This is a genomic window from Amycolatopsis tucumanensis (genome assembly GCF_021654135.1).
Classification (GTDB): domain Bacteria; phylum Actinomycetota; class Actinomycetes; order Mycobacteriales; family Pseudonocardiaceae; genus Amycolatopsis_E; species Amycolatopsis_E tucumanensis.
Genome location: NZ_JAKGSD010000045.1, coordinates 23,402 through 43,075, shown reverse-complemented (window position 1 = coordinate 43,075; position 19,674 = coordinate 23,402). Strand labels below are relative to the sequence as shown.

Genomic DNA, 19,674 nt, shown 5'->3' with positions numbered 1-19,674 from the left:
GGGGCATTCCGCGACGGACTACAGCGGCTTGACCGCCGACCAGCCCTCGACCTCCTCCGGCGAGCGCGGGCCGGGGCCGACGTAGCTCGCCGAGGGGCGGACGAGCCGGCCGGTCTGCTTCTGCTCCAGGATGTGCGCCGCCCAGCCCGCGGTGCGCGCCGAGGTGAACATGGCCGGCATCATGTGCGTCGGGACCTGCGCGAAGTCCAGAATGACCGCCGCCCAGAACTCGACGTTCGTCTCGATCGCGCGGTCCGGGCGCCGCTCGCGCAGCTCGGCCAGCGCGGCCTGCTCCAGCGCCTCGGCCACCTCGTACCGCGCGGCGCCCAGCTCGCGGCACGTCCGCCGCAGCACGCGGGCCCGCGGGTCCTCCGCCCGGTACACCCGGTGCCCGAAGCCCATCAGGCGCTCCTTGCGGTCGAGGATCCCCTTGACCACCTTGCGCGCGTCGCCTTCCTTCTCGACCGCCTCGATCATCGGCAGCACCCGCGCGGGCGCGCCGCCGTGCAGCGGGCCCGACATCGCGCCGATCGCGCCGGACAACGCGGCCGCGACGTCGGCGCCCGTCGAAGCGATCACGCGCGCGGTGAACGTCGAGGCGTTGAGGCCGTGCTCCGCCGCCGACACCCAGTACGCGTCGACGGCCTTGACATGCGCCGGGTCCGGCTCGCCGCGCCAGCGGATCATGAACCGCTCGGTGATCGTGTGCCCCGCGTCCACCGCGGACTGCGGCACGGCAGGCACCCCGACGCCGCGCGCGGACTGCGCCACGTACGACAGCGCCATCACCGAGGCGCGCGCGAGGTTGTCCCGCGCCTCCTCGTCACTGATGTCCAGCAGCGGCCGGAAACCCCAGATCGGCGCGACCATCGCGAGCGCGGCCTGCGCGTCGACCCGGACGTCGCCGGTGTGCACCGGGATCGGGAACGGCTCGGCGGGCGGCAGGCCGTTGCCGAAGTGGCCGTCGACCAGCAGGCCCCACACGTCGCCGAAGCTGACCTTGCCTGCCAGGTCTTCGATGTCCACGCCCCGGTAGCGCAGCGCGCCGCCGTTGCGGTCCGGCTCGGCGATCTGGGTGCGGAAGGCGACCACGCCTTCCAGACCGGGCTTGAACCCGTCGTCCGGTTCAGTGTTGTTCGCAACGGGCGCTGAGGTAGTCACTGGTGAAACCTTTCGCTGCGCATTCTTCCCCGACATGGAGTTGTTACGCGCGCGTGACGCGCTCGGGGGCGCCTCGTCGCACGGTGACCACACCATGCCCCTCGAACGGCGTAGGGGCAATCGAAGAATGCGGTGGTTTCGGTCACGATTACGAGAACGATTCAGCCGGATGGGCCGTTCGCACGTAAATCCTGTGTTTCGCGCCTGCGTGTCGCCGTCCACGCGGTGATAGACCTGAGCCCATGCACCTGAGCCCCCAGGAGCGCGACAAGTTGCTGGTCCACGTCGCCGCCGACGTGGCGCGGAAGCGGCTGGAGCGCGGCGTGCGCCTGAACTACCCGGAAGCCGTCGCGCTCATCACCGACCACGTCCTGGAGGGCGCCCGCGACGGCCGCACGGTCGCCGAGTTGATGTCCAGCGGCCGGTCCGTGCTGTCCCGGGAGCAGGTGCTCGACGGCGTGCCCGAGATGGTCGACTCGGTCCAGGTCGAAGCCACCTTCCCGGACGGCACGAAGCTCGTCACCGTGCACGACCCGATCGTCTGAGGAGCACCGAGTGCGTCCAGGAGAGATCATCCCGGCGGAATCACCCGTGCAGCTGAACCCGGGTCGCCCACGCGTGCGGTTGCGGGTGAGCAACACCGGTGACCGTCCGGTGCAGGTCGGCTCGCACTACCACTTCGCGGTGACGAACCCGGCGCTCGAATTCGACCGGGCGGCCGCGCGCGGTCACCGCCTGGACATCCCCGCCGGCACCTCCGTCCGCTTCGAGCCGGGCGTCGAGCGCGAGGTCGGCCTGGTGCCGCTGGCCGGCCGCGGCGTGGTGCCGGGCCTGCGGAAGGACGCCGAGTGACCAGCATCGACCGCGAGCGCTACGCCGAGCTGTTCGGGCCCACGACCGGAGACCGGATCCGGCTGGCCGACACCGATCTGCTCATCGAGGTCACCGAGGACCGCAGCATGGGCGACGGCTCCGGCGACGAGGTGCTCTTCGGCGGCGGCAAGGTGATCCGCGAGTCGATGGGCCAGGGCATGGCGACCCGCGCCGAGGGCGCGCCGGACCTGGTCATCACCGGCGCCGTCGTGCTCGACCACTGGGGCGTGGTCAAGGCCGACGTGGGTGTGCGCGACGGCCGGATCGTCGGCATCGGCAAGGCGGGCAACCCGGACACCATGGACGGCGTCGACCCGGACCTGGTGATCGGCCCGGCCACGGAGGTCCTGTCCGGCAACGGGAAGATCCTCACCGCGGGCGGCGTCGACTGCCACGTCCACTTCATCTGCCCGCAGCTCGTCGACACCGCGCTGGCCTCCGGCCTGACCACGCTCGTCGGCGGCGGCACCGGCCCGTCGGAGGGCACCAAGGCCACCACGGTCACGCCGGGGCCGTGGAACCTGGCCCGGATGCTGCAGGCGATGGACGGCCAGCCGGTCAACGTCCTGTTGCTGGGCAAGGGAAACACCGTCCGGCCGGAAGCGCTGCGGGAGCAGCTCGCGGCCGGCGCCGGCGGGTTCAAACTGCACGAGGACTGGGGCACCACGCCGGCCGCGATCGACGCGTGCCTGTCCGTGGCCGACGAATCCGGTGTGCAGGTGGCGATCCACACCGACACGCTCAACGAGGCCGGGTTCCTGGAGTCCACTGTGGACGCGGTGGCCGGCCGGTCGATCAACGCCTACCACACCGAGGGCGCGGGCGGCGGGCACGCGCCGGACATCATCAAGGTCGCCGGGCTGCCGAACTTCCTGCCGTCGTCGACCAACCCGACCCGCCCGCACACGGTCAACACCCTTGACGAGCACCTCGACATGCTCATGGTGTGCCACCACCTCAACCCGTCGGTGCCGGAGGACCTGGCCTTCGCCGAGAGCCGGATCCGGCCGAGCACCATCGCGGCCGAGGACGTGCTGCACGACCTCGGCGCGATCTCGATGATGAGCTCGGACTCGCAGGCGATGGGCCGGATCGGCGAGGTGATCATCCGCACCTGGCAGACCGCGCACGTGATGAAACGCCGCCGCGGCGCGCTGCCCGGCGACGGTGCGGCGGACAACCTGCGGGCGCGTCGCTATGTCGCCAAGTACACGATCAACCCGGCCATCGCGCACGGGATGGACGGCGAGATCGGTTCGGTCGAGGTCGGCAAGCTCGCCGACCTGGTGCTGTGGGAGCCGAAGTTCTTCGGCGTCAAGCCGCACGTCGTGCTCAAGGGCGGGTTCGTCGCGTGGGCCGCGATGGGCGACGCCAACGCGTCCATCCCGACGCCGCAGCCGGTGCTCGCGCGGCCCATGTTCGGCGCCGCGCCGTCCGTGGCCGCCGCGAGCAGCCTGTACTTCGTCGCGCCGGAGGCGCTCGGCACCGAACTTCCGGTGACCCGCGCGCTGGTGCCGGTGAAGAACGTGCGGCGGGTGACCAAGGCCGACATGGTGCTCAACGACGCGCTGCCGGACATCCAGGTCGACGCGGACAGCTTCGCCGTGCACGTGGACGGCGAGCTGATCGAGCCGCAGCCGGTCGCCGAACTGCCCATGGCCCAGCGGTACTTCCTGTTCTGATGGGCATCTCCGCGATCCTGCTTGCCGACTCCCGGTTCCCGGGCGGCGGCCACGTGCACTCCGGCGGGCTGGAGGAAGCCGTGGCGCGCGGCCTGATCCGCGAGGTGCGCGACCTGCCGGGCTTCCTGCACGGTCGCTTGTGGACGGCCGGGTACCTCGCCGCCGCCTTCGCCGCCGCGTCCGTCGGGTGCAGGCAGTGGACGCGGCTGGACGAGGAGCTCGACGCCCGCACGCCGTCCCCGGCCCAGCGCGCGGCCTCACGCGCCCAGGGCCGCGGCACCGCGCGCGCCGGCCGCATCGCCTGGCCGTCCCCGGTGATCGACGAGCTGCTGGCCGCCACCCCGCGCCCGCACCACCCGATCATCACCGGCGCGCTCACCGGCGTCTCCGGGGGCACGCCGCGGGACGCGGCGCTGACCGTCGCCTACCTCGCGGTCAGCGGGCCGGCGAGCGCGGCGGTCCGGCTGCTGGGGTTCGACCCGTTCGCGGTGAACGCGGTGGTCGCGGCGCTCGCGCCCGACCTGGAAGCCGTGGCGGACAAGGCGGCCGGCTGCGCCGGGACCGACCCGGCGCGGCTGCCGTCCCCGGGATCACCGGCGCTGGACCTGCTCGCCGAAGCACACCTGCGCCACCACCAGGAAGAGGTGCGTCTCTTTGCCAGCTGAACACGGACACGGGCACGGCCACGTGCACCCGGTCAACTTCGACCCGACGGCCACCGAACCCGACCGCTACGAGGCGCCGCCGTCCCGCGGCCGGGCCTTCCGCATCGGCATCGGCGGGCCGGTCGGCAGCGGCAAGACCGCGCTGACCGCCGCGCTGTGCCGGGCGCTCGGGGACGAGATCGACCTCGCCGTCGTGACCAACGACATCTACACCACCGAGGACGCCGACTTCCTGCGCAAGGCCGGGGTGCTCGACCCGGCGCGCATCGAGGCCGTGCAGACCGGCGCCTGCCCGCACACCGCGATCCGCGACGACATCACCGCCAACCTGGACGCGGTGGAACGGCTGGAGGAGCGGTTCCCCGGCCTGGAGCTGGTGATCATCGAAAGCGGCGGGGACAACCTGACCGCGGTGTTCAGCCGGGGCCTGGCGGACAGCCAGATCTTCGTGGTCGACGTCGCGGGCGGGGACAAGGTGCCGCGCAAGGGCGGGCCGGGCGTCACGACGGCCGACCTGCTGGTGATCAACAAGATCGACATCGCCCACCTGGTCAACGCCGACATGGACGTGATGACCTCCGACGCCCACCGCATGCGCGGGGAGCTGCCGGTGATCACCCAGTCGCTGGTGCGCACGCCGGACGCGCCCGACGTGGCGGCCTGGGTGCGCAAGCAGCTCGCCGGGTGAAGGCGCACGCCCGGCTCGTGGCCGAGGTCGCCGGCGGGCGGACGGTGCTGCGGGAGCTGAAGTCGATGGCGCCGCTGACCCTGGTGCCGCGGCGCGCGTCCGGTCCCGCGGCCCAGGTCCACCTGGTCAACTCGGCGACCTCCCCGCTCGGCGGGGACGAGCTGGTGCTGGAGGTCTGCGTCGGGCCGGGCGCGGACCTGCGACTGTCCGGCGTCGCCGCGACGCTCGCGCTGCCCGGCCCTGCCGCGGCGGCCAGCAGGTCGTCCGTGCGGGTCGAGGTCGGCGCCGGTGGGTCGCTCGCGTACCTGCCGGAACCGACCGTGGTCACCGCGCGGGCCCGGCACACCGCGGAGCTGATCGCGACCCTGGACGGGACCGCACGTTTCCGCACGCGCGAGGTGCTGGTCCTCGGCCGCGCGGGTGAAGCACCCGGACGGCTCACCACGTCGCAGCGCGTCACCTCGGGCGGCAGGCCGGTGCTGGACCAGACCCTCACCGTCGGCGACCCGGCCCTGGACGCCAGCGCCGCCGTCCTCGCCGGGCGCCGCGTGCTGGCGACCGAGCTGCTGGTCGGCGACGAGGTGGTGGAGCCGTCGAGCGGCGACTGGTGGGCGGTGACGCCGCTGCCGGTCGCGGGGCACCTGATCACCGCGCTCGCCCCGGACGCGGTCACCGCCGAGGAGCTGCTGGGCCGTGGCAGGTGTCACCGTTCGCTGGCTTTCGGAGTGGCCCCCCAGGCCCTAACGTGAGCTGTTACGGGTGAGTAAGCGGGTCGGAGGTTGGCACATGCCAGAGGTCGAAAACATCGACGACGTTGCGGTACGCCTTCCCGGCATGCGGGTGGCCTACGACGGCAAGGCGCTGGACGAGGCCGACCTGGCCGGCAGCTGGACCGAGCAGCTGCAGGACTGGCTGAACGAGGCCATCGCCGCCGGGGTCGCCGAAGCCAACGCCATGGTGCTGGCGACCGCCGACGCCGAAGGTCGACCGTCCTCCCGCACCGTGCTCTGCAAGGGCCTCGACGAGCGCGGTGTCGTGTTCTACACGAACTACACCTCGAAGAAGAGCCACGACCTGACCGTGACCCGGTACGCGTCGGCGACCTTCCCCTGGTACGCGCTGCAGCGGCAGGTGACCGTGCGCGGCGAGGTGGAGAAGGTCGACGTCAAGGAGACCGCCGAGTACTGGAAGCAGCGCCCGCGCGGCTCGCAGCTCGGGGCCTGGGCGTCGCCGCAGTCGAAGGTCGTCACGAGCCGCCGGGACCTGGACGTCGCGCTGTCCTCGATCGAGCGCCGCTTCGGCGACGTCGAGGAGGTGCCGCTGCCGCCGCACTGGGGCGGGTGGCGCATCCGGCCCGAGATCGTCGAGTTCTGGCAGGGGCAGCAGAACCGGCTGCACGACCGGCTCCGGTACGTGCGCACCCAGGACGGGTGGCACATCGAGCGCGTCGCCCCCTGACCCGTGCCGACCGCGGATCTCGCCGCCGCGAGTTCTGCGTTCCCGCCCTGCTGCCGGCGAGCTAAATCACCAGCGCTGTTTAGTTAGCGCGGCTAAACTGGTCGGTTGTGAGTGTCGAGGCGGGGTCACAACGGGGTAAGAAGCGCAAACTGCTGAAATCGGTCGTTGTGGACGTGCGGCCGCTGCGCACACCCGCCTTCCGGCGCCTGTTCAGCGGCACCGCGATCACCGCGATCGGCAGCCAGCTCACCACCGTCGCCGTGCCGAAGCAGGTCTTCGACCTCACCGGCTCGTCCGGGTACGTCGGCCTGACCGGCATCGTCGCGCTGGTGCCGCTGCTCGTTTTCGGGCTGTGGGGCGGCGCGATCGCCGACACCGTCGACCGCCGGAAGCTGCTCATCGTCGGCAACACCGGCATCGCCGTCGTGTCCGCCCTGCTCTGGGCGCAGGCGTTCTTCGACGTCGGCTCGGTGTGGCTCGTCTTCGTGCTCCTCGCGTTCAACCAGGCGTTCTTCGCGATCAACATGCCGACCCGCAGCGCGATCGTGGCCCGGCTGATCGAACCGGAACTGCTGCCCGCGGCGGCCGCGCTGTCCGGCACCGTCAACACGTTCGGCATGGTGTTCGGGCCGATGGCCGCCGGCGCCCTGATGCCGGTGATCGGCCTGCCCACGCTCTACCTCATCGACACGATCGCCTTGGTCATCGCCCTGTACGCGGTCTGGCGGCTGCCCCCGCTGCCGCCGCTGTCCGGCACCGTCCGGGCCGCCGGGCTGAAGGACGTCCTCGACGGCTTCCGCTACATGGGCACCCAGAAGGTCCTGCTCGCCTCGTTCGTCGTGGACATCATCGCCATGGTCGCCGGCATGCCGCGCGCGTTGTTCCCGGAGATGGCCGAGCGCACGTTCGGCGACCCGCCCGGCGGTGGCCTCGCCCTGGGCTGGCTGTACGCGGCGATCCCGATCGGCTCGGTGGTCATCGGGCTGTTCTCCGGCTGGCTCGGCCGCGTCCGCAGGCAGGGCGTCGCCGTCACGATCGCGATCTGCGCCTGGGGCCTGGCCATCGTCGGGTTCGGGCTGTCGAGCTCGCTGTGGCTCGCCGTGGTGTTCCTGTGCCTGGCCGGCGCGGCGGACATGGTCAGCGCGATCTACCGGCAGGCGATCCTGGTGATGGCCGCGACCGACGAGATGCGCGGCCGCATGCAGGGCGCGTTCACGGTCGTCGTCGCGGGCGGGCCCCGGATCGCCGACCTCACGCACGGCTGGACCGCGGCCGCGGTCGGCACGGCCGCCGCCGCGACCGGTGGCGGGGTGCTGGTCATCGTGTTCATCGCGATCGCCGTCGCGCTGCTGCCGGCGTTCTGGCGCTACCGGGCCGCGGCGGTGGCGAAGTAGGACGGGAACTGACCTGCTCGGCTCCTACCGTTCGCGGTATGAGCTCCGTCGACACCAACCAGCCCGAGGGCACCCCGACCTGGATGGCCCTCACCGCCCCCGACCTCCCGCGCGCCACCGCGTTCTACCGCGCCGTGTTCGGGTGGACCACGCGCGACGACCTGTTCCTGCTGGGCGACCGCGTGGCCGCCGGGTTCGCCGAAGGCGCCCCGGCCTGGACGACGTACCTCGCGACCGCCGACTGCGACGCCACCGCGAAGCGGGTGCGCGCCGCGGGCGGGCAGGTCGTCGAGGGTCCCGCCGAATTCGGCGACCGCGCCCGGATCGCGCTGGCGGTGGACCCGGTCGGCGCGCGGTTCGGGTTGTGGCAGGGGCGTGAGCTGCCCGGCTGCCAGGTGGTCAACGAGCCCGGCTCGCTCGTCCGCAACGACCTGACCACCGCGCGGCCCGAGCACGCCCGCGCCTTCTACCCGCAGGTGTTCGGCTTCACGCTGGACCGCAACGCAGACCTGCCCGAGCTGGACTTCACGTTCCTCCGCCGCCCCGACGGGCACGAAGTCGGCGGGATCATGGGCGTGCCCGGCCCTGCGGACTCCAGGTGGTCCACGACGTTCGAGGTGGCCGACACCGACGAGACGATCGCGCGGGCGCTCGCGGCGGGCGGGAAGTCCACCGAACCGGAGGACTTCGTGTACGGCCGCATCGCGACGATCACCGATCCGTCCGGAGTGGACTTCGGCGTGATCACCCGGCCCTGAACGCTTCTGTCCCCGCCTGGACGCGGTGCGGCTCCAGCAGCGAACGCTGCCCCGCGGCCCGTTCGATCAGCGCGTCGAAATCGACTCCGGGGACCCGGTCGGCGAGCCCGGCCAGGTCCCGCAGCGTGGTCCACAGCTGCTTCTTCCCGTCGATCCCCATGGTCAGCACTTCCAGTTCCAGGAAGCGGCTCAGCGGTGAGTACGCCAGCAGCCGCCCGTTGGGTTTGAGGCGGGCGAGCCGCTCGGCCCCGAACACCGCGGCCGTCTTGAGCGGGTTCTGGCGCACGCCGAGCTGGTCCATGATCGACCGGAAGGTGTCCACGTCCTCGGCGATCTCCGTCGCCACGTGCGCGAGTGCGTCACCCACTTCGGTGCCGCGGTTGTTGCCCGCGGCCCGCCGGGCCAGCTCACGCCAGCCGATGCCGAGCGCGAGCTGGTCGTTGAGGTAGATCGCCAGGTAACCGTCCACGGTTCCGGTTACCCGGTGCCCGGCCGGTCACGCGTGCCACCGGGGCCGGAGGACGTCGGGATCGTCCTCCGGCCCCCCGCGGGCGCGGCGCGCGGGCGCTCGGCCATTCGGCGGTGCCCCTTCGAAAGCCGTCGACGCACCGGTGTTACCCCCCAGCGTTGATCCAAACGGCGGGCATTACCCCGAAAGCGTGGCCGGGCAATCCGGATTCGGGCACACTTCTCGGGCATGACTGAGGTGAACGCTACTCAGGAACCGGCCCTCAAACGGGTCATCGGCCCGAAGCTCCTGCTGTTCTTCGTGGTCGGGGACATCATCGGCACCGGCGTCTACGCCCTGACCGGGCAGGTGGCCGGACGCGTCGGCGGCGCGCTGTGGCTGCCCTTCCTGCTGGCCTTCGTGGTCGCGTTCATGACCGCGTTCAGCTACCTCGAACTCGTCGGGAAGTACCCGAAAGCGGCGGGCGCCGCGCTCTACACCAACCGCGCCTTCCGCATCCCGTTCCTGACGTTCATGGTCGCGTTCGCGGTGATGTGCTCGGGCATCACGTCCGCGTCCTCGGCCGCGATCGCGTTCGCCAACACCTACCTGAAGGAGTTCGTCGACCTCCCGGGCTGGCTGATCGCGCCGCTGTTCATCGTCGGGCTCGCCGCCATCAACTTCCGCGGCGTGAGCGAGTCGGTGAAGACGAACCTGGTGCTCACCTGCATCGAGGTGTCCGGCCTGCTGATCATCATCGGTGTCGGCGTGTGGGCGGTGCTCAACGGCTCCGGCGACGCCGGCCGCCTCGTCGAGATCGACACCGCCGACCAGACCGCGCTCGTCGCCATCACCTCGGCGACCTCGCTGGCGTTCTTCGCGATGGTCGGGTTCGAGGACTCGGTCAACATGGCCGAGGAGTGCCGCGACCCGGTGCGCATCTTCCCGAAGGCGATGCTGTGGGGCATGGTCGTCGCGGCCACCATCTACGTGCTGGTGTCGCTGACCTCCTCCCTGCTGGTGCCGGCGGACGAGCTGTCCGCCGCGAAGAGCAACGCCCTGCTGAAGGTGCTCGACGTCGGCGCGCCCGGCTTCCCGCGCGAGGTGTTCTCCGCGATCGGCTTGTTCGCGGTCATCAACTCGGCCCTGATCAACATGCTGATGGCCAGCCGCCTGCTCTACGGCATGTCGAACGAGCGGATCATCCCGAAGGTGCTCGGCACGGTGCACCCGCTGCGCCGCACGCCGTGGGTGTCGATCTTGTTCACCAGCCTCATCGCGATCGTGTTGGTGTCCACCGTGGACATCGGGGTGCTCGGCGGCACGACGGCGCTGTTGCTGCTGCTGGTGTTCGCCATCGTCAACATCGCCGTGCTGGTGCTGCGCCGGGAGAAGGTGGACCACCCGCACTTCCGCGCACCCACCATCATCCCGGCGCTGGCCGCGGTGTTCTGCCTGTACCTGGTGAGCCCGCTGTCCGGCCGGCCGGCGCGGGACTACGTGATCGCGGCGATCCTGCTCGGCGTCGGTCTCCTGCTGTGGGTGGTCAACTGGTTCGCGATGCGTGCCTCAGGAACCAAGGATCGTGCGCCGACAGCACCGTGACCTCGTCGCCGTGTTCGCGCACCAGTTCGCGCAACCGCCGGTGGTTCTCCCGCCGCGCGCCGGACACGGTCTCCACCCGGGCCTCGAACCAAGCGAGGCCCGGGGTGGCGTGTGGGCGGGCCGGGTCGATCTGGCCGTGGTGGAAGAACGCGTCACCGGCGTGCAGCAGCCAGCCGTCGCCGGTGTCCACCGCCACCCCGGCGTGCCCGCGCGTGTGCCCGCCGAGCGGGACCAGCAGGATCTCCGGCGGCAGCTCCTTCAGCTCCCGCACCGCGCCGAAGCCGAACCACTCCTCGCCGGTGTCCGCGTAGCTGCTCCACTGTGGACCGTGTGCGAAGTGGACCTGCTTGTACCGCAGGCGTTCCTTCGCGTCGCGCGGTGATTGCAGGGCCCGCAGTTCCTCGGCGTAGACGTGCACGGTGGCGTGCGGGAAGTCGACCAGCCCGCCCGCGTGGTCGAGGTCGAGGTGCGTCAGGACGATGTGCCGGACGTCCTCGACGTCGTAGCCGAGCCGCCGGACCTGCTCGGCGGCGGTCTCCGCCACCGACGTCCGCATGCCGACCATGCGCACGAAATTCGCGCCCAGCCACTCGGCGGCGCGGTCGACGGCCGGCGACCCCACGCCGGTCTCGATCAGCACCAGCTCGGCGCCGGTGTCGACGAGCAGGCAGTGGCAGACCAGCTCGGCGCGGTGCAGGAACCCGCCGCGGCCGTCGATCAGGCGGCCGCCGAGCGGGCGCATGGTTCCGCAGTTGAGGTGGTGGACCTTCAAGGCAGCTCCCGTTCGAAGGTGGCGCGCAGGTGCTCGCCGACGGCGTGCAGCGGCGCGAGGTCGTGCTGGGTCTTGGCCAGGAGCAGGGCGCCCTCGATGGCGCTGAGCGCGATGGTCGCCAGCGTCGCCGCCTTCCCGGCCGCGATGCCCTGTCCCGCGAGGTACTCGGTGATGACGGCGTGCCAGGACGTGTACCCGTCCGTGCACGCCTGGCGGATCGGTTCGCTGTCGCCGGCGTCGAGCGCGACCGTCGCGATCGGACAGCCGGACCGGTAGCCGGAGCCGACGAGGTTGCGGCCCAGCGCGTCGATCACCCGCGTGATGGCCGTCGCGGCGTCCGGCGCGGAGTCGAGCGTCGCGCGCAGCAGGGCTGCCATGTTCTCGCTGGAGAACGCGACCGCCTCGGCGGCCAGCTGCTCCTTGCCGCCGGGGAAGTGGAAGTAGAGCGAGCCCTTCGGCGCGCCACCGGCGCTGACCAGCTGGTTCAGCCCGGTCGCGTGGTAGCCCTGCGTGTGGAACAGCTCCGCGGCCGAGGCGACCATGCGGTTGCGGGTGTCGGTTCTCCGGACCATGACCATCACCGTAGCCCAAACTATGACGACCGGTCTAGTTAGTTCTCCGGGCGCTATGTTCGTCGCATGGCCAACCCCACGGGACAGCAGTTCGAGATCACCCGCGGCAACGCGCGCGCCGTCGTCACCGAGATCGGTGCGGGCCTGCGGACGTTCGAGATCAGCGGCGTGCCCTACCTGGAGACCTTCGCCGAGGACGAGCACCCGCCGAAGGGCGCCGGGCAGATCCTGCTGCCGTGGCCCAACCGGACCAAGGCCGCGCGCTGGACCTACCAGGGCGAGGAACAGCAGCTGGAGGTCACCGAGGAGGCCCGCGGCAACGCGATCCACGGCCTGACCCGGCACCGCGAGTGGACGCTCGTCGAGCACGCCGAATCGTCGATCACGTTCGAGATCGAGGTCGGGAAGCAGCCCGGCTGGCCGGTGCCGCTGCAGGCGCGGATCACCTACGACCTGGCGCCGCGCGAGCTGACCGTCACCCACGAGATCCGCAACGAGGGCGAATCCGCCATCGGGGTCGGCGTCGGCGCGCACCCGTACTTCCGCATCGGCGACGTGCCGACCGACGAGCTGACGCTGACCCTGCCGGCGACCCGGGTGCGCCCCTACGTGGGTGACCAGCAGCTGCCCTACGGCGACGAGCAGGACACCGCGGGCACCGAGTACGACTTCCGCGAGGGCCGGGTTCTCGCCGAGGTCGACCTGGACACCGCGTTCGGCGGTCTCGTCGCGGCCGAGGACGGCCGGTTCCACCACGTGCTGTCCCACGGCGAGCGCAGCGTCGACGTGTGGGCCGGGCCGGACTTCGGCTGGGTGCAGGTGTTCACGCCCACCGACCTGGTCGGCCGCGGCCGCGCCGTCGCGATCGAGCCGATGACCTGCCCGGCCGACGCGCTGAACTCCGGCACCGACCTGATCGAGCTGGAGCCGGGCGGCTCGTGGACCGGCAGCTGGGGCATCCGCGTCCATGGCTGACCCGGTCAGACTTGGCACAGCGGACGCGGGCGAGCTGCTGACCCTGCAGCGCGCCGCGTTCGTCACCGAGGTGCGGGCGCACCGGAGCCTCGACCTGCCGCCGCTGGTCGAGACCCTCGACGAGCTGCGTGCCGTGCTGACCGATCCCGGCGTGGTCACGTGGGGCATCCGCGAGTCGGGGCGGTTGGTCGCGAGTGTCCGGATCCGTTTGCGGGGCGAGGTGGGCGAGGTCGGACGGCTGGTCGTCGCGCCCGACCGTCAGGGCGCGGGACTCGGCTCGGCGCTGATGAAGGCCGCCGAGGACCGGCTGCCGCCGGAGGTGCGGGTGCTGCGGCTGTTCACGGGCGAGCTCAGCGAAGGCCCGCTGCGGCTGTACGCCCGGCTGGGATATGTCGAAACCGGACGAACCCCCGAGGCGCACTACCACCTCGTGCACCTGGAGAAGCGGTTCCGTTAGCGTGGCTGACCATGGTGAAGGCGATTGTTGGCGGATACGTGGTGCCGGTCGAGGGTGACCCGATCGACGGCGGCACGGTCCTGGTCGAGAACGGCAGGATCACCGCGGTCGGCACGGCCGCGGAGGTCGACGTCCCGGAGGACGCGGAGCTGGTGGACGCGTCGGGCACCTGGGTGCTGCCCGGGTTCGTCGACGCTCACACCCACCTCGGCGTGCACGAGGAGGGCGAGGGCTGGGCCGGCAACGACACGAACGAGATGACCGACCCGAACGGCGCCCGCTTCCGGGCGATCGACGGCATCGACCCGTTCGAGATCGGCTTCGACGACGCCCTCTCCGGCGGGGTCACCAGCGTGGTGATCAAGCCCGGTTCCGGCAACCCGATCGGCGGGCAGACCGTCGCGGTGAAGACGTGGGGCCGCACCGCGCTCGACATGGTCTTCGACGAGGCGGTCAGCGTGAAGAGCGCGCTGGGCGAGAACCCGAAGCGCGTGTACGGCGACAAGAACCAGACGCCGTCGACCAGGCTCGGTGTCGCGGCGATCATCCGCGAGGCGTTCACGAAGGCCCGCAACTACGCGGCGCAGCGCGACCACGCGCGGGCCGAGGGCAAGCCGTTCGACGTCGACCTGACGCTGGAAACCCTGGCGAAGGTCCTCGACGGCGAGCTGTACTGGGACCAGCACACCCACCGCGCCGACGACATCGTGACCGCGATCCGGCTCGCCGAGGAGTTCGGCTACAAGCTGGTGGTCAACCACGGCACCGAGGGGCACCTGATCGCCGATGTGCTGGCGGAGAAGGACGTCCCGGTGATCCTCGGGCCGCTGTTCACCACGCGGTCGAAGGTCGAGCTGCGGAACCGGACGCTGCGGTCGGCCGGCATCCTGGCGCGGGCCGGGGTGAAGATCGCGATCACCACCGATCACCCGGTGGTACCGATCAACTTCCTCGTCTACCAGGCCGCGCTCGCCGTGAAGGACGGGCTGGACCCGGAGACCGCGCTGCGGGCGCTGACGGTCAACCCGGCGGCGATGCTGTCGCTGGACGACCGGATCGGCTCGCTGAAGCCGGGCCTGGACGCCGACATCGTGCTGTGGTCGGGCGACCCGCTGGACGTGATGAACCGCGCCATGCGGGTCTTCGTGCGCGGCCAGGAGGTCTACCGCTTCGACGACACCAGCGGCGAGGGCGTGGTGACGCCGCGCCGCTACGCGGAGTAGGTCCCGGGGGCGCCGCCCTCGAAGGTGGGACTCGCGGGTCTCGCGAGTCCCACGATCCGCCACGCGAGTCCCGTGCTCAGCGGCGCCGCGATGGCTCACGCTCGTCGCGCCCCGCGCTCGCGGAACTCACGCCCGCGAGGGCCGCGCGAGTCCCGCGCTCCGCCGCGCGAGGTCTGCGTTCAGCCGCCCGAGTCGCACACGCAGCGGCGCCGCATCGGCTCAGGCGCGCTTCAGGTGCCGCGCGATCACCATGCGCTGGATCTGGTTGGTGCCCTCGAAGATCTGCGGCACCTTCGCCTCCCGCATGTAGCGCTCCACCGGGAAGTCCCGCGTGTACCCGGCGCCGCCGAGGACCTGGACGGCGTCGGTGGTCACCTTCATCGCCGCGTCGGTCGCGATCAGCTTCGCGACCGACGCCTGGCGGCCGAACGGCATCCCGCGGTCGCGCCGCCGCGCCGCGTCCAGGTACGTCGCGCGCGCCGAGTCGACCGCGGCGGCCATGTCGGCGAGCAGGAACTCCAGCCCCTGGAAGTCGATGATCGGCTTGCCGAACTGCGTGCGGCCCTTCGCGTACGCGACGGCCTCGTCGAGCGCCGCCTGCGCCAGACCCACCGCGCAGGCGGCGATCCCGAGTCGTCCGGAGTCCAATGAGGACAGCGCGATGCGCATTCCGGCGCCCGCCGGGCCGATCAGCCGGTCGGCGTCCACCCGCGCGTCGGCGAAGATCATCTGCGCGGTGGTCGACCCGGTGAGCCCCATCTTCCGCTCCGGCGGCGCCGCGGACAGGCCCGGCGTGCCGCCGTCCACCAGCAGGCACGAGATCTCGGACTCGCCGGTGCGCACCATCGTCGTGTAGAAGTCGGCCTCGCCGCCGTGCGTGATCCACGCCTTCGTGCCGTTGACGACGTACTGGTCACCGTCCAGCCGCGCCCGCGTCGACAGCGCCGCCGCGTCGGACCCGGCGTGCGACTCCGACAGCGCGTACGCACCCAGCAGCTGCCCCTCGAGCATGTCCGGCAGCCACCGGTCGCGCTGCTCGTCGGTGCCGTAGTGGGCCAGCGCGTAGCAGGACATGGTGTGCACGGACAGCCCGACGCCGACCGACATCCACGCGGCCGCGATCTCCTCCAGGACCTGCAGGTACACCTCGTACGGCACCTCGCCGCCGCCCCAGCGCTCGGAGTACGGCAGCCCGAGCAGGCCCGACTTGCCGAGCAGCCGGAACTGCTCGCGCGGGAAGCGCTCGGCCTCCTCGTACTCGGCGGCGAGCGGCTTGAGCTCGTCGCGGGCCAGTTCCGTCGCCAGCGCGAGCAGGTCCTCGTACTCGCGGCCGGGGAGCAGGCGGTCGACCGGCATCTTTGCCTCCGGAAGTGTACTCAAAACAGTACTCTGTAATCGTCTCCAGTACAGCACATACGGTGGTCCGATGACCAGTCGCGAGGCGCTACGACCCCCGGGCGGCAAGGCGCTGACCGCCCGGCAGCGGGCGCTGCTCGCCGAGCTGGAGGAGTTGTTCCTGGTCGAGGGCTTCGTCCACTTCACGCTCGACGACCTGGCCGCGAAGACGCACTGCTCGAAGTCGACGCTGTACGCGCTGGCGCCGAGCAAGGAACAGCTCGCCGTCCGCGTCGTGGCGCACTACTTCAAGGGCGCCGCCGACCTGCTCGACGAGCGGACCGCCGGCATCGAGGACGCGCGCGAGATCATCGGCGTCTACCTCAGCGGCATCGCCGAGTACCTGAACCGGGCGTCCCCGGCGTTCATGCGGGACATCAACGACTTCGCCCCGGCGCGCGCGGCCTACGAGCTGAACAGCAGGGCCGCGGCGGCGAAGATCCGGTCGTTCATCGCCAAGGGCGTCGCGGACGGGGTGTTCCGGGACGTGCACGCGACGCTCATCGCGGAGATGGCCGCGGTGCTCGTCGAGGCCATCCAGACCGGGGTGGTCGGCTCGCGGACCGGGGTGTCGGACGCGGAGGCCTTCACGGCGTTGTCCGAACTGTTGCTCGGCGGGCTAGCATCTCGCCCGTGATCGTGGTGGGTGGTGAGGCGCTGGTCGACCTGGTGCCGGGTGCCGAGAAGACGAACGACGGCCTGACGTCCCTGGTGCCGCGCCTCGGCGGCGGCCCGTACAACGTGGCCCTCGCGGCCGGGCGGCTCGGCACGCCGACCGCGTTCCTGTCCCGGATCTCGACCGACCGCTTCGGCCAGGCCCTGCGGGACCGGCTGACGGCGTCGAACGTCGACATATCGATGGTGCAGGAGGGTCCGGAGAACACGACCCTCGCCGTGGTGGCGCTCGCGCCGAACGGGTCGGCGAGCTACACCTTCTACACCGAGGGCACGGCCGACCGGCTCGTCGCCGACCCGGGCCCGCTGCCCGAGGACGTCACCGTGCTGTGCCTGGGCACGCTCGGCATGGTCCTGGAGCCCGGCGCCACCAGTTACGAGACGGTGCTGCGCCGCGAAGCCGCCCGCGGGGTGCTGACCGCGCTGGACCCGAACATCCGGGCCGACCTCATCGCCGACGCCGACGGCTACCGCCGCCGGTTCACCTCGTGGCTGCCGGACGTGCGCCTGCTGAAGCTGTCCGACGACGACGGCGAGTGGCTGGCCGGCGCCGCCGGGCTGGACGCGGCGATCAAGTCGTGGCTGGACGCCGGGGTCGACGCCGTCGTCCTGACCCGCGGCGGCGACGGTCTGGCCGTCCACACCGGATCCGTGACCGTTTCGGTACCGTCCGCGCCCGCGCAACTGGTGGACACGATCGGCGCCGGCGACACGGTGCAGGGCGCGCTGCTGTCGTGGCTGCACGATCGGAATGTGGGCACGCTCACGGATCTGGGTGAGTCCGGCTGGCGCGAGGCCTTGACTTTCGCGGCCAGGGCTGCGTCCATCACCGTCTCGCGGAGTGGCGCCGAGCCGCCCACCGCGGCCGAGATGGTGTGAACCTGATCCCAACGGTTTGCTCTAGGTAACACAATGGCTGCGCGAAGGCCCGTTGTTCGACTAGCGTAATGGGAGAATTAATACCCCAGCGGGGCGGTGTGCGCGGACGATTTCCGGTCACGCGCGTTCACGAAGCTGCCTGTGTGACCTGCAGGAGCTGCCGGCCCGTGTGACCGTGAGAGGGACGACCTGCATGTCCGACGCGACTGCGGCGACCGGTGGCGGCACCGTATCGCTGCGCCTACCGACTGGCGAGCACGAGCTGAAGGTTGTCAATGCCGTCGAGGGTGCTCCCGGCATCGAGCTGGGGAAGCTGCTGGCGTCGACCGGGTACATCACGTACGACCCGGGGTTCGTCAACACCGGGTCGTGTTCCTCGGCCATCACCTACATCGACGGTGACGCCGGGATCCTCCGCTACCGCGGCTACCCCATCGAGCAGCTGGCCGAGCGCTCCAGCTTCCTCGAGGTCTCCTACCTGCTGATCTACGGCAACCTGCCGACCCAGGCGCAGCTGGACGACTTCACCCAGAAGATCAACCGGCACACCCTGCTGCACGAGGACCTCAAGCGCTTCTTCGACGGCTTCCCGCGTGACGCGCACCCGATGCCGGTGCTGTCCTCCGCGGTGTCCGCGCTGTCCACCTTCTACCAGGACTCGCTCAACCCGTTCGACGAACCGAACGTGGAGCTGTCCACCGTCCGGCTGCTGGCCAAGGTGCCGACGCTGGCGGCGTACGCCTACAAGAAGTCCATCGGCCAGCCGTTCCTGTACCCGGACAACTCGCTGGGCCTGGTGGAGAACTTCCTGCGGATGACGTTCGGCCTGCCCGCCGAGCCGTACGAGGTCGACCCCGAGGTCGCCAAGGCGCTGGACCTGCTGTTCATCCTGCACGCCGACCACGAGCAGAACTGCTCCACGTCGACGGTGCGGCTGGTCGGTTCGTCCGAGGCGAACCTGTTCGCGAGCATTTCGGCCGGGATCATGGCGCTGTTCGGGCCGCTGCACGGTGGCGCCAACAGTGCGGTGCTGGAGATGCTGAACGGCATCAAGGCCGAGGGCGGTGACGTGGCGAACTTCGTCAACCGCGTGAAGAACAAGGAAAAGGGCGTGCGCCTGATGGGCTTCGGCCACCGGGTGTACAAGAACTACGACCCGCGCGCCAAGATCATCAAGCGCACCGCGGACCAGATCCTGGGCAAGCTCGCGCCGAACGACGAGCTCCTGGACATCGCGAAGCGCCTCGAGGAGACCGCGCTCTCGGACGACTACTTCATCGAGCGCAAGCTCTACCCGAACGTCGACTTCTACACCGGGTTGATCTACCGCGCGCTCGGGTTCCCGACGCAGTTCTTCACGGTGCTGTTCGCGCTCGGCCGGCTGCCCGGCTGGATCGCGCACTGGCGCGAGATGATCAACGACCCGCAGACGAAGATCGGCCGCCCGAGGCAGATCTACATCGGCGAGAAGGAGCGCGAGTACACCGCGATCTCCGAGCGCTGACTCTGCTGCGTTCCCTGACGGCGCGTCCCTGGCGGGGCGCGCCGTTCTTGTTTTCCGGGAGGCGTATTGGCGCGGTTGGCCCATTGATGCGGCTACCGGTGGCCATCTCATGTGAGTGGTGTTCTCGCGCGAGTGTTCGTTTGGTACGGCTGCGAGTGGTCATCTCGCCCGCCGGATACCGCGCGCAGGGTCCCGAGCCGTGCCCGCCGGAGCACATCCGTGCAACCCGCCAACCCGAGCGACGCACCGGCCCGGGGAACCGCCAACCAGAGAAACGCGCGCACGCCGCCAATCGAGCACCCCGCCGGCCGGGGCACCCGGCCAACCGAGCACCCCGCCAGCCGGCCAGCCGAGCGCCGCGCCATCACCCCGCCGAGCGAGCATCGAGCCATCCGGCCAAGTCAGTACCTCGCCGTCATCCCGCCCGCCGGACACCGCGCTCAACCGGCCAACCGAGCACCCCGCCCCAACCCGAGCACCCCGCAGGCGA

The 19,674-nt window shown here is 71.2% G+C and carries 21 protein-coding genes; 16 read left to right on the top strand and 5 right to left on the bottom strand.

What is annotated here, in order from left to right; translation table 11 throughout:
• Positions 1-18 precede the first annotated feature (18 nt).
• Positions 19-1,161, bottom strand: a complete 1,143-nt coding sequence (locus tag L2C96_RS32880; protein ID WP_027935690.1) for a citrate synthase 2 — start codon at positions 1,159-1,161, stop codon at positions 19-21.
• Positions 1,162-1,403: 242 nt separating this feature from the next.
• Here L2C96_RS32880 and L2C96_RS32875 point away from each other — a divergent pair, with 242 nt between their 5' ends.
• The 9 genes from L2C96_RS32875 to L2C96_RS32835 all read left to right on the top strand — a co-directional run bounded on the left by L2C96_RS32875 (position 1,404) and on the right by L2C96_RS32835 (position 8,679).
• The gene (locus L2C96_RS32875) at positions 1,404-1,706 is read left to right on the top strand and encodes an urease subunit gamma (protein ID WP_020416873.1); all 303 of its coding nucleotides are present in this window, start codon (positions 1,404-1,406) and stop codon (positions 1,704-1,706) included.
• Between the two features lie 10 nt (positions 1,707-1,716).
• Positions 1,717-2,013: an urease subunit beta gene (locus L2C96_RS32870; RefSeq protein WP_237338973.1), complete on the top strand. Its 297-nt coding sequence runs from the start codon at positions 1,717-1,719 to the stop codon at positions 2,011-2,013.
• Positions 2,010-3,716: an urease subunit alpha gene (locus tag L2C96_RS32865; protein WP_020416871.1), complete on the top strand. Its 1,707-nt coding sequence runs from the start codon at positions 2,010-2,012 to the stop codon at positions 3,714-3,716. The genes L2C96_RS32870 and L2C96_RS32865 overlap by 4 nt, the downstream gene beginning before the upstream one ends.
• Complete coding sequence (locus L2C96_RS32860; protein WP_020416870.1) at positions 3,716-4,381, top strand: urease accessory protein UreF; 666 nt, start codon at positions 3,716-3,718, stop codon at positions 4,379-4,381. The genes L2C96_RS32865 and L2C96_RS32860 overlap by 1 nt, the downstream gene beginning before the upstream one ends.
• Positions 4,371-5,069: an urease accessory protein UreG gene (gene ureG, locus L2C96_RS32855; protein WP_027935688.1), complete on the top strand. Its 699-nt coding sequence runs from the start codon at positions 4,371-4,373 to the stop codon at positions 5,067-5,069. The genes L2C96_RS32860 and ureG overlap by 11 nt, the downstream gene beginning before the upstream one ends.
• The gene (locus L2C96_RS32850; protein WP_020416868.1) at positions 5,066-5,818 is read left to right on the top strand and encodes an urease accessory protein UreD; all 753 of its coding nucleotides are present in this window, start codon (positions 5,066-5,068) and stop codon (positions 5,816-5,818) included. The genes ureG and L2C96_RS32850 overlap by 4 nt, the downstream gene beginning before the upstream one ends.
• A gap of 37 nt (positions 5,819-5,855) precedes the next feature.
• Positions 5,856-6,527, top strand: a complete 672-nt coding sequence (pdxH, locus tag L2C96_RS32845) for a pyridoxamine 5'-phosphate oxidase (RefSeq protein ID WP_027935687.1) — start codon at positions 5,856-5,858, stop codon at positions 6,525-6,527.
• 107 nt (positions 6,528-6,634) lie between these two features.
• On the top strand, positions 6,635-7,921 hold the full coding sequence (locus L2C96_RS32840; RefSeq protein ID WP_237338972.1) for an MFS transporter: 1,287 nt from the start codon (positions 6,635-6,637) through the stop codon (positions 7,919-7,921).
• Between the two features lie 38 nt (positions 7,922-7,959).
• On the top strand, positions 7,960-8,679 hold the full coding sequence (locus L2C96_RS32835; protein WP_237338971.1) for a VOC family protein: 720 nt from the start codon (positions 7,960-7,962) through the stop codon (positions 8,677-8,679).
• Here the strand turns inward: L2C96_RS32835 and L2C96_RS32830 are convergent.
• Positions 8,666-9,148 (bottom strand): hypothetical protein, encoded by a 483-nt coding sequence (locus tag L2C96_RS32830; RefSeq protein ID WP_237338970.1) that lies wholly within the window; start codon positions 9,146-9,148, stop codon positions 8,666-8,668. The genes L2C96_RS32835 and L2C96_RS32830 overlap by 14 nt on opposite strands.
• A 228-nt stretch (positions 9,149-9,376) precedes the next feature.
• Between L2C96_RS32830 and L2C96_RS32825 the strand changes: the two genes are divergently transcribed.
• Positions 9,377-10,732, top strand: coding sequence for an APC family permease (locus L2C96_RS32825; RefSeq protein WP_020416863.1), 1,356 nt, complete (start codon positions 9,377-9,379; stop codon positions 10,730-10,732).
• On the opposite strand, the gene L2C96_RS32820 is transcribed toward L2C96_RS32825, so the two are convergent.
• Both L2C96_RS32820 and L2C96_RS32815 read right to left on the bottom strand, forming a co-directional pair.
• Complete coding sequence (locus L2C96_RS32820) at positions 10,674-11,504, bottom strand: MBL fold metallo-hydrolase (protein WP_237338969.1); 831 nt, start codon at positions 11,502-11,504, stop codon at positions 10,674-10,676. The two genes, L2C96_RS32825 and L2C96_RS32820, sit on opposite strands and share 59 nt — an antisense overlap.
• The gene (locus tag L2C96_RS32815; protein ID WP_237338968.1) at positions 11,501-12,076 is read right to left on the bottom strand and encodes a TetR/AcrR family transcriptional regulator; all 576 of its coding nucleotides are present in this window, start codon (positions 12,074-12,076) and stop codon (positions 11,501-11,503) included. Before L2C96_RS32815 ends, L2C96_RS32820 begins: the two co-directional genes overlap by 4 nt.
• Positions 12,077-12,142: 66 nt before the next feature.
• On the opposite strand from L2C96_RS32815, the gene L2C96_RS32810 reads away from it, so the two are divergent.
• Genes L2C96_RS32810 through L2C96_RS32800 form a run of 3 tightly spaced genes read left to right on the top strand, consistent with a single transcriptional unit; the run spans position 12,143 to position 14,731 of the window.
• Positions 12,143-13,051, top strand: coding sequence for an aldose 1-epimerase family protein (locus tag L2C96_RS32810; RefSeq protein WP_237338967.1), 909 nt, complete (start codon positions 12,143-12,145; stop codon positions 13,049-13,051).
• Positions 13,044-13,508, top strand: coding sequence for a GNAT family N-acetyltransferase (locus L2C96_RS32805; protein ID WP_237338966.1), 465 nt, complete (start codon positions 13,044-13,046; stop codon positions 13,506-13,508). The genes L2C96_RS32810 and L2C96_RS32805 overlap by 8 nt, the downstream gene beginning before the upstream one ends.
• A gap of 11 nt (positions 13,509-13,519) precedes the next feature.
• Positions 13,520-14,731, top strand: coding sequence for an amidohydrolase (locus tag L2C96_RS32800; RefSeq protein ID WP_237338965.1), 1,212 nt, complete (start codon positions 13,520-13,522; stop codon positions 14,729-14,731).
• Between the two features lie 219 nt (positions 14,732-14,950).
• Here the strand turns inward: L2C96_RS32800 and L2C96_RS32795 are convergent, their stop codons facing one another.
• Positions 14,951-16,087 (bottom strand): acyl-CoA dehydrogenase family protein, encoded by a 1,137-nt coding sequence (locus tag L2C96_RS32795; protein WP_237338964.1) that lies wholly within the window; start codon positions 16,085-16,087, stop codon positions 14,951-14,953.
• A 70-nt stretch (positions 16,088-16,157) separates the two neighbouring features.
• On the opposite strand from L2C96_RS32795, the gene L2C96_RS32790 reads away from it, so the two are divergent.
• The 3 genes from L2C96_RS32790 (at position 16,158) to L2C96_RS32780 (ending at position 19,184) form a co-directional block, all read left to right on the top strand.
• Positions 16,158-16,763, top strand: a complete 606-nt coding sequence (locus L2C96_RS32790; protein ID WP_020416856.1) for a TetR/AcrR family transcriptional regulator — start codon at positions 16,158-16,160, stop codon at positions 16,761-16,763.
• Entirely contained in the window at positions 16,760-17,680 is a 921-nt protein-coding gene (locus L2C96_RS32785; RefSeq protein ID WP_237338963.1) for a carbohydrate kinase family protein, read from the top strand. The genes L2C96_RS32790 and L2C96_RS32785 overlap by 4 nt, the downstream gene beginning before the upstream one ends.
• A 193-nt stretch (positions 17,681-17,873) precedes the next feature.
• On the top strand, positions 17,874-19,184 hold the full coding sequence (locus L2C96_RS32780; RefSeq protein ID WP_020416854.1) for a citrate synthase: 1,311 nt from the start codon (positions 17,874-17,876) through the stop codon (positions 19,182-19,184).
• Positions 19,185-19,674: the final 490 nt, after the last annotated feature.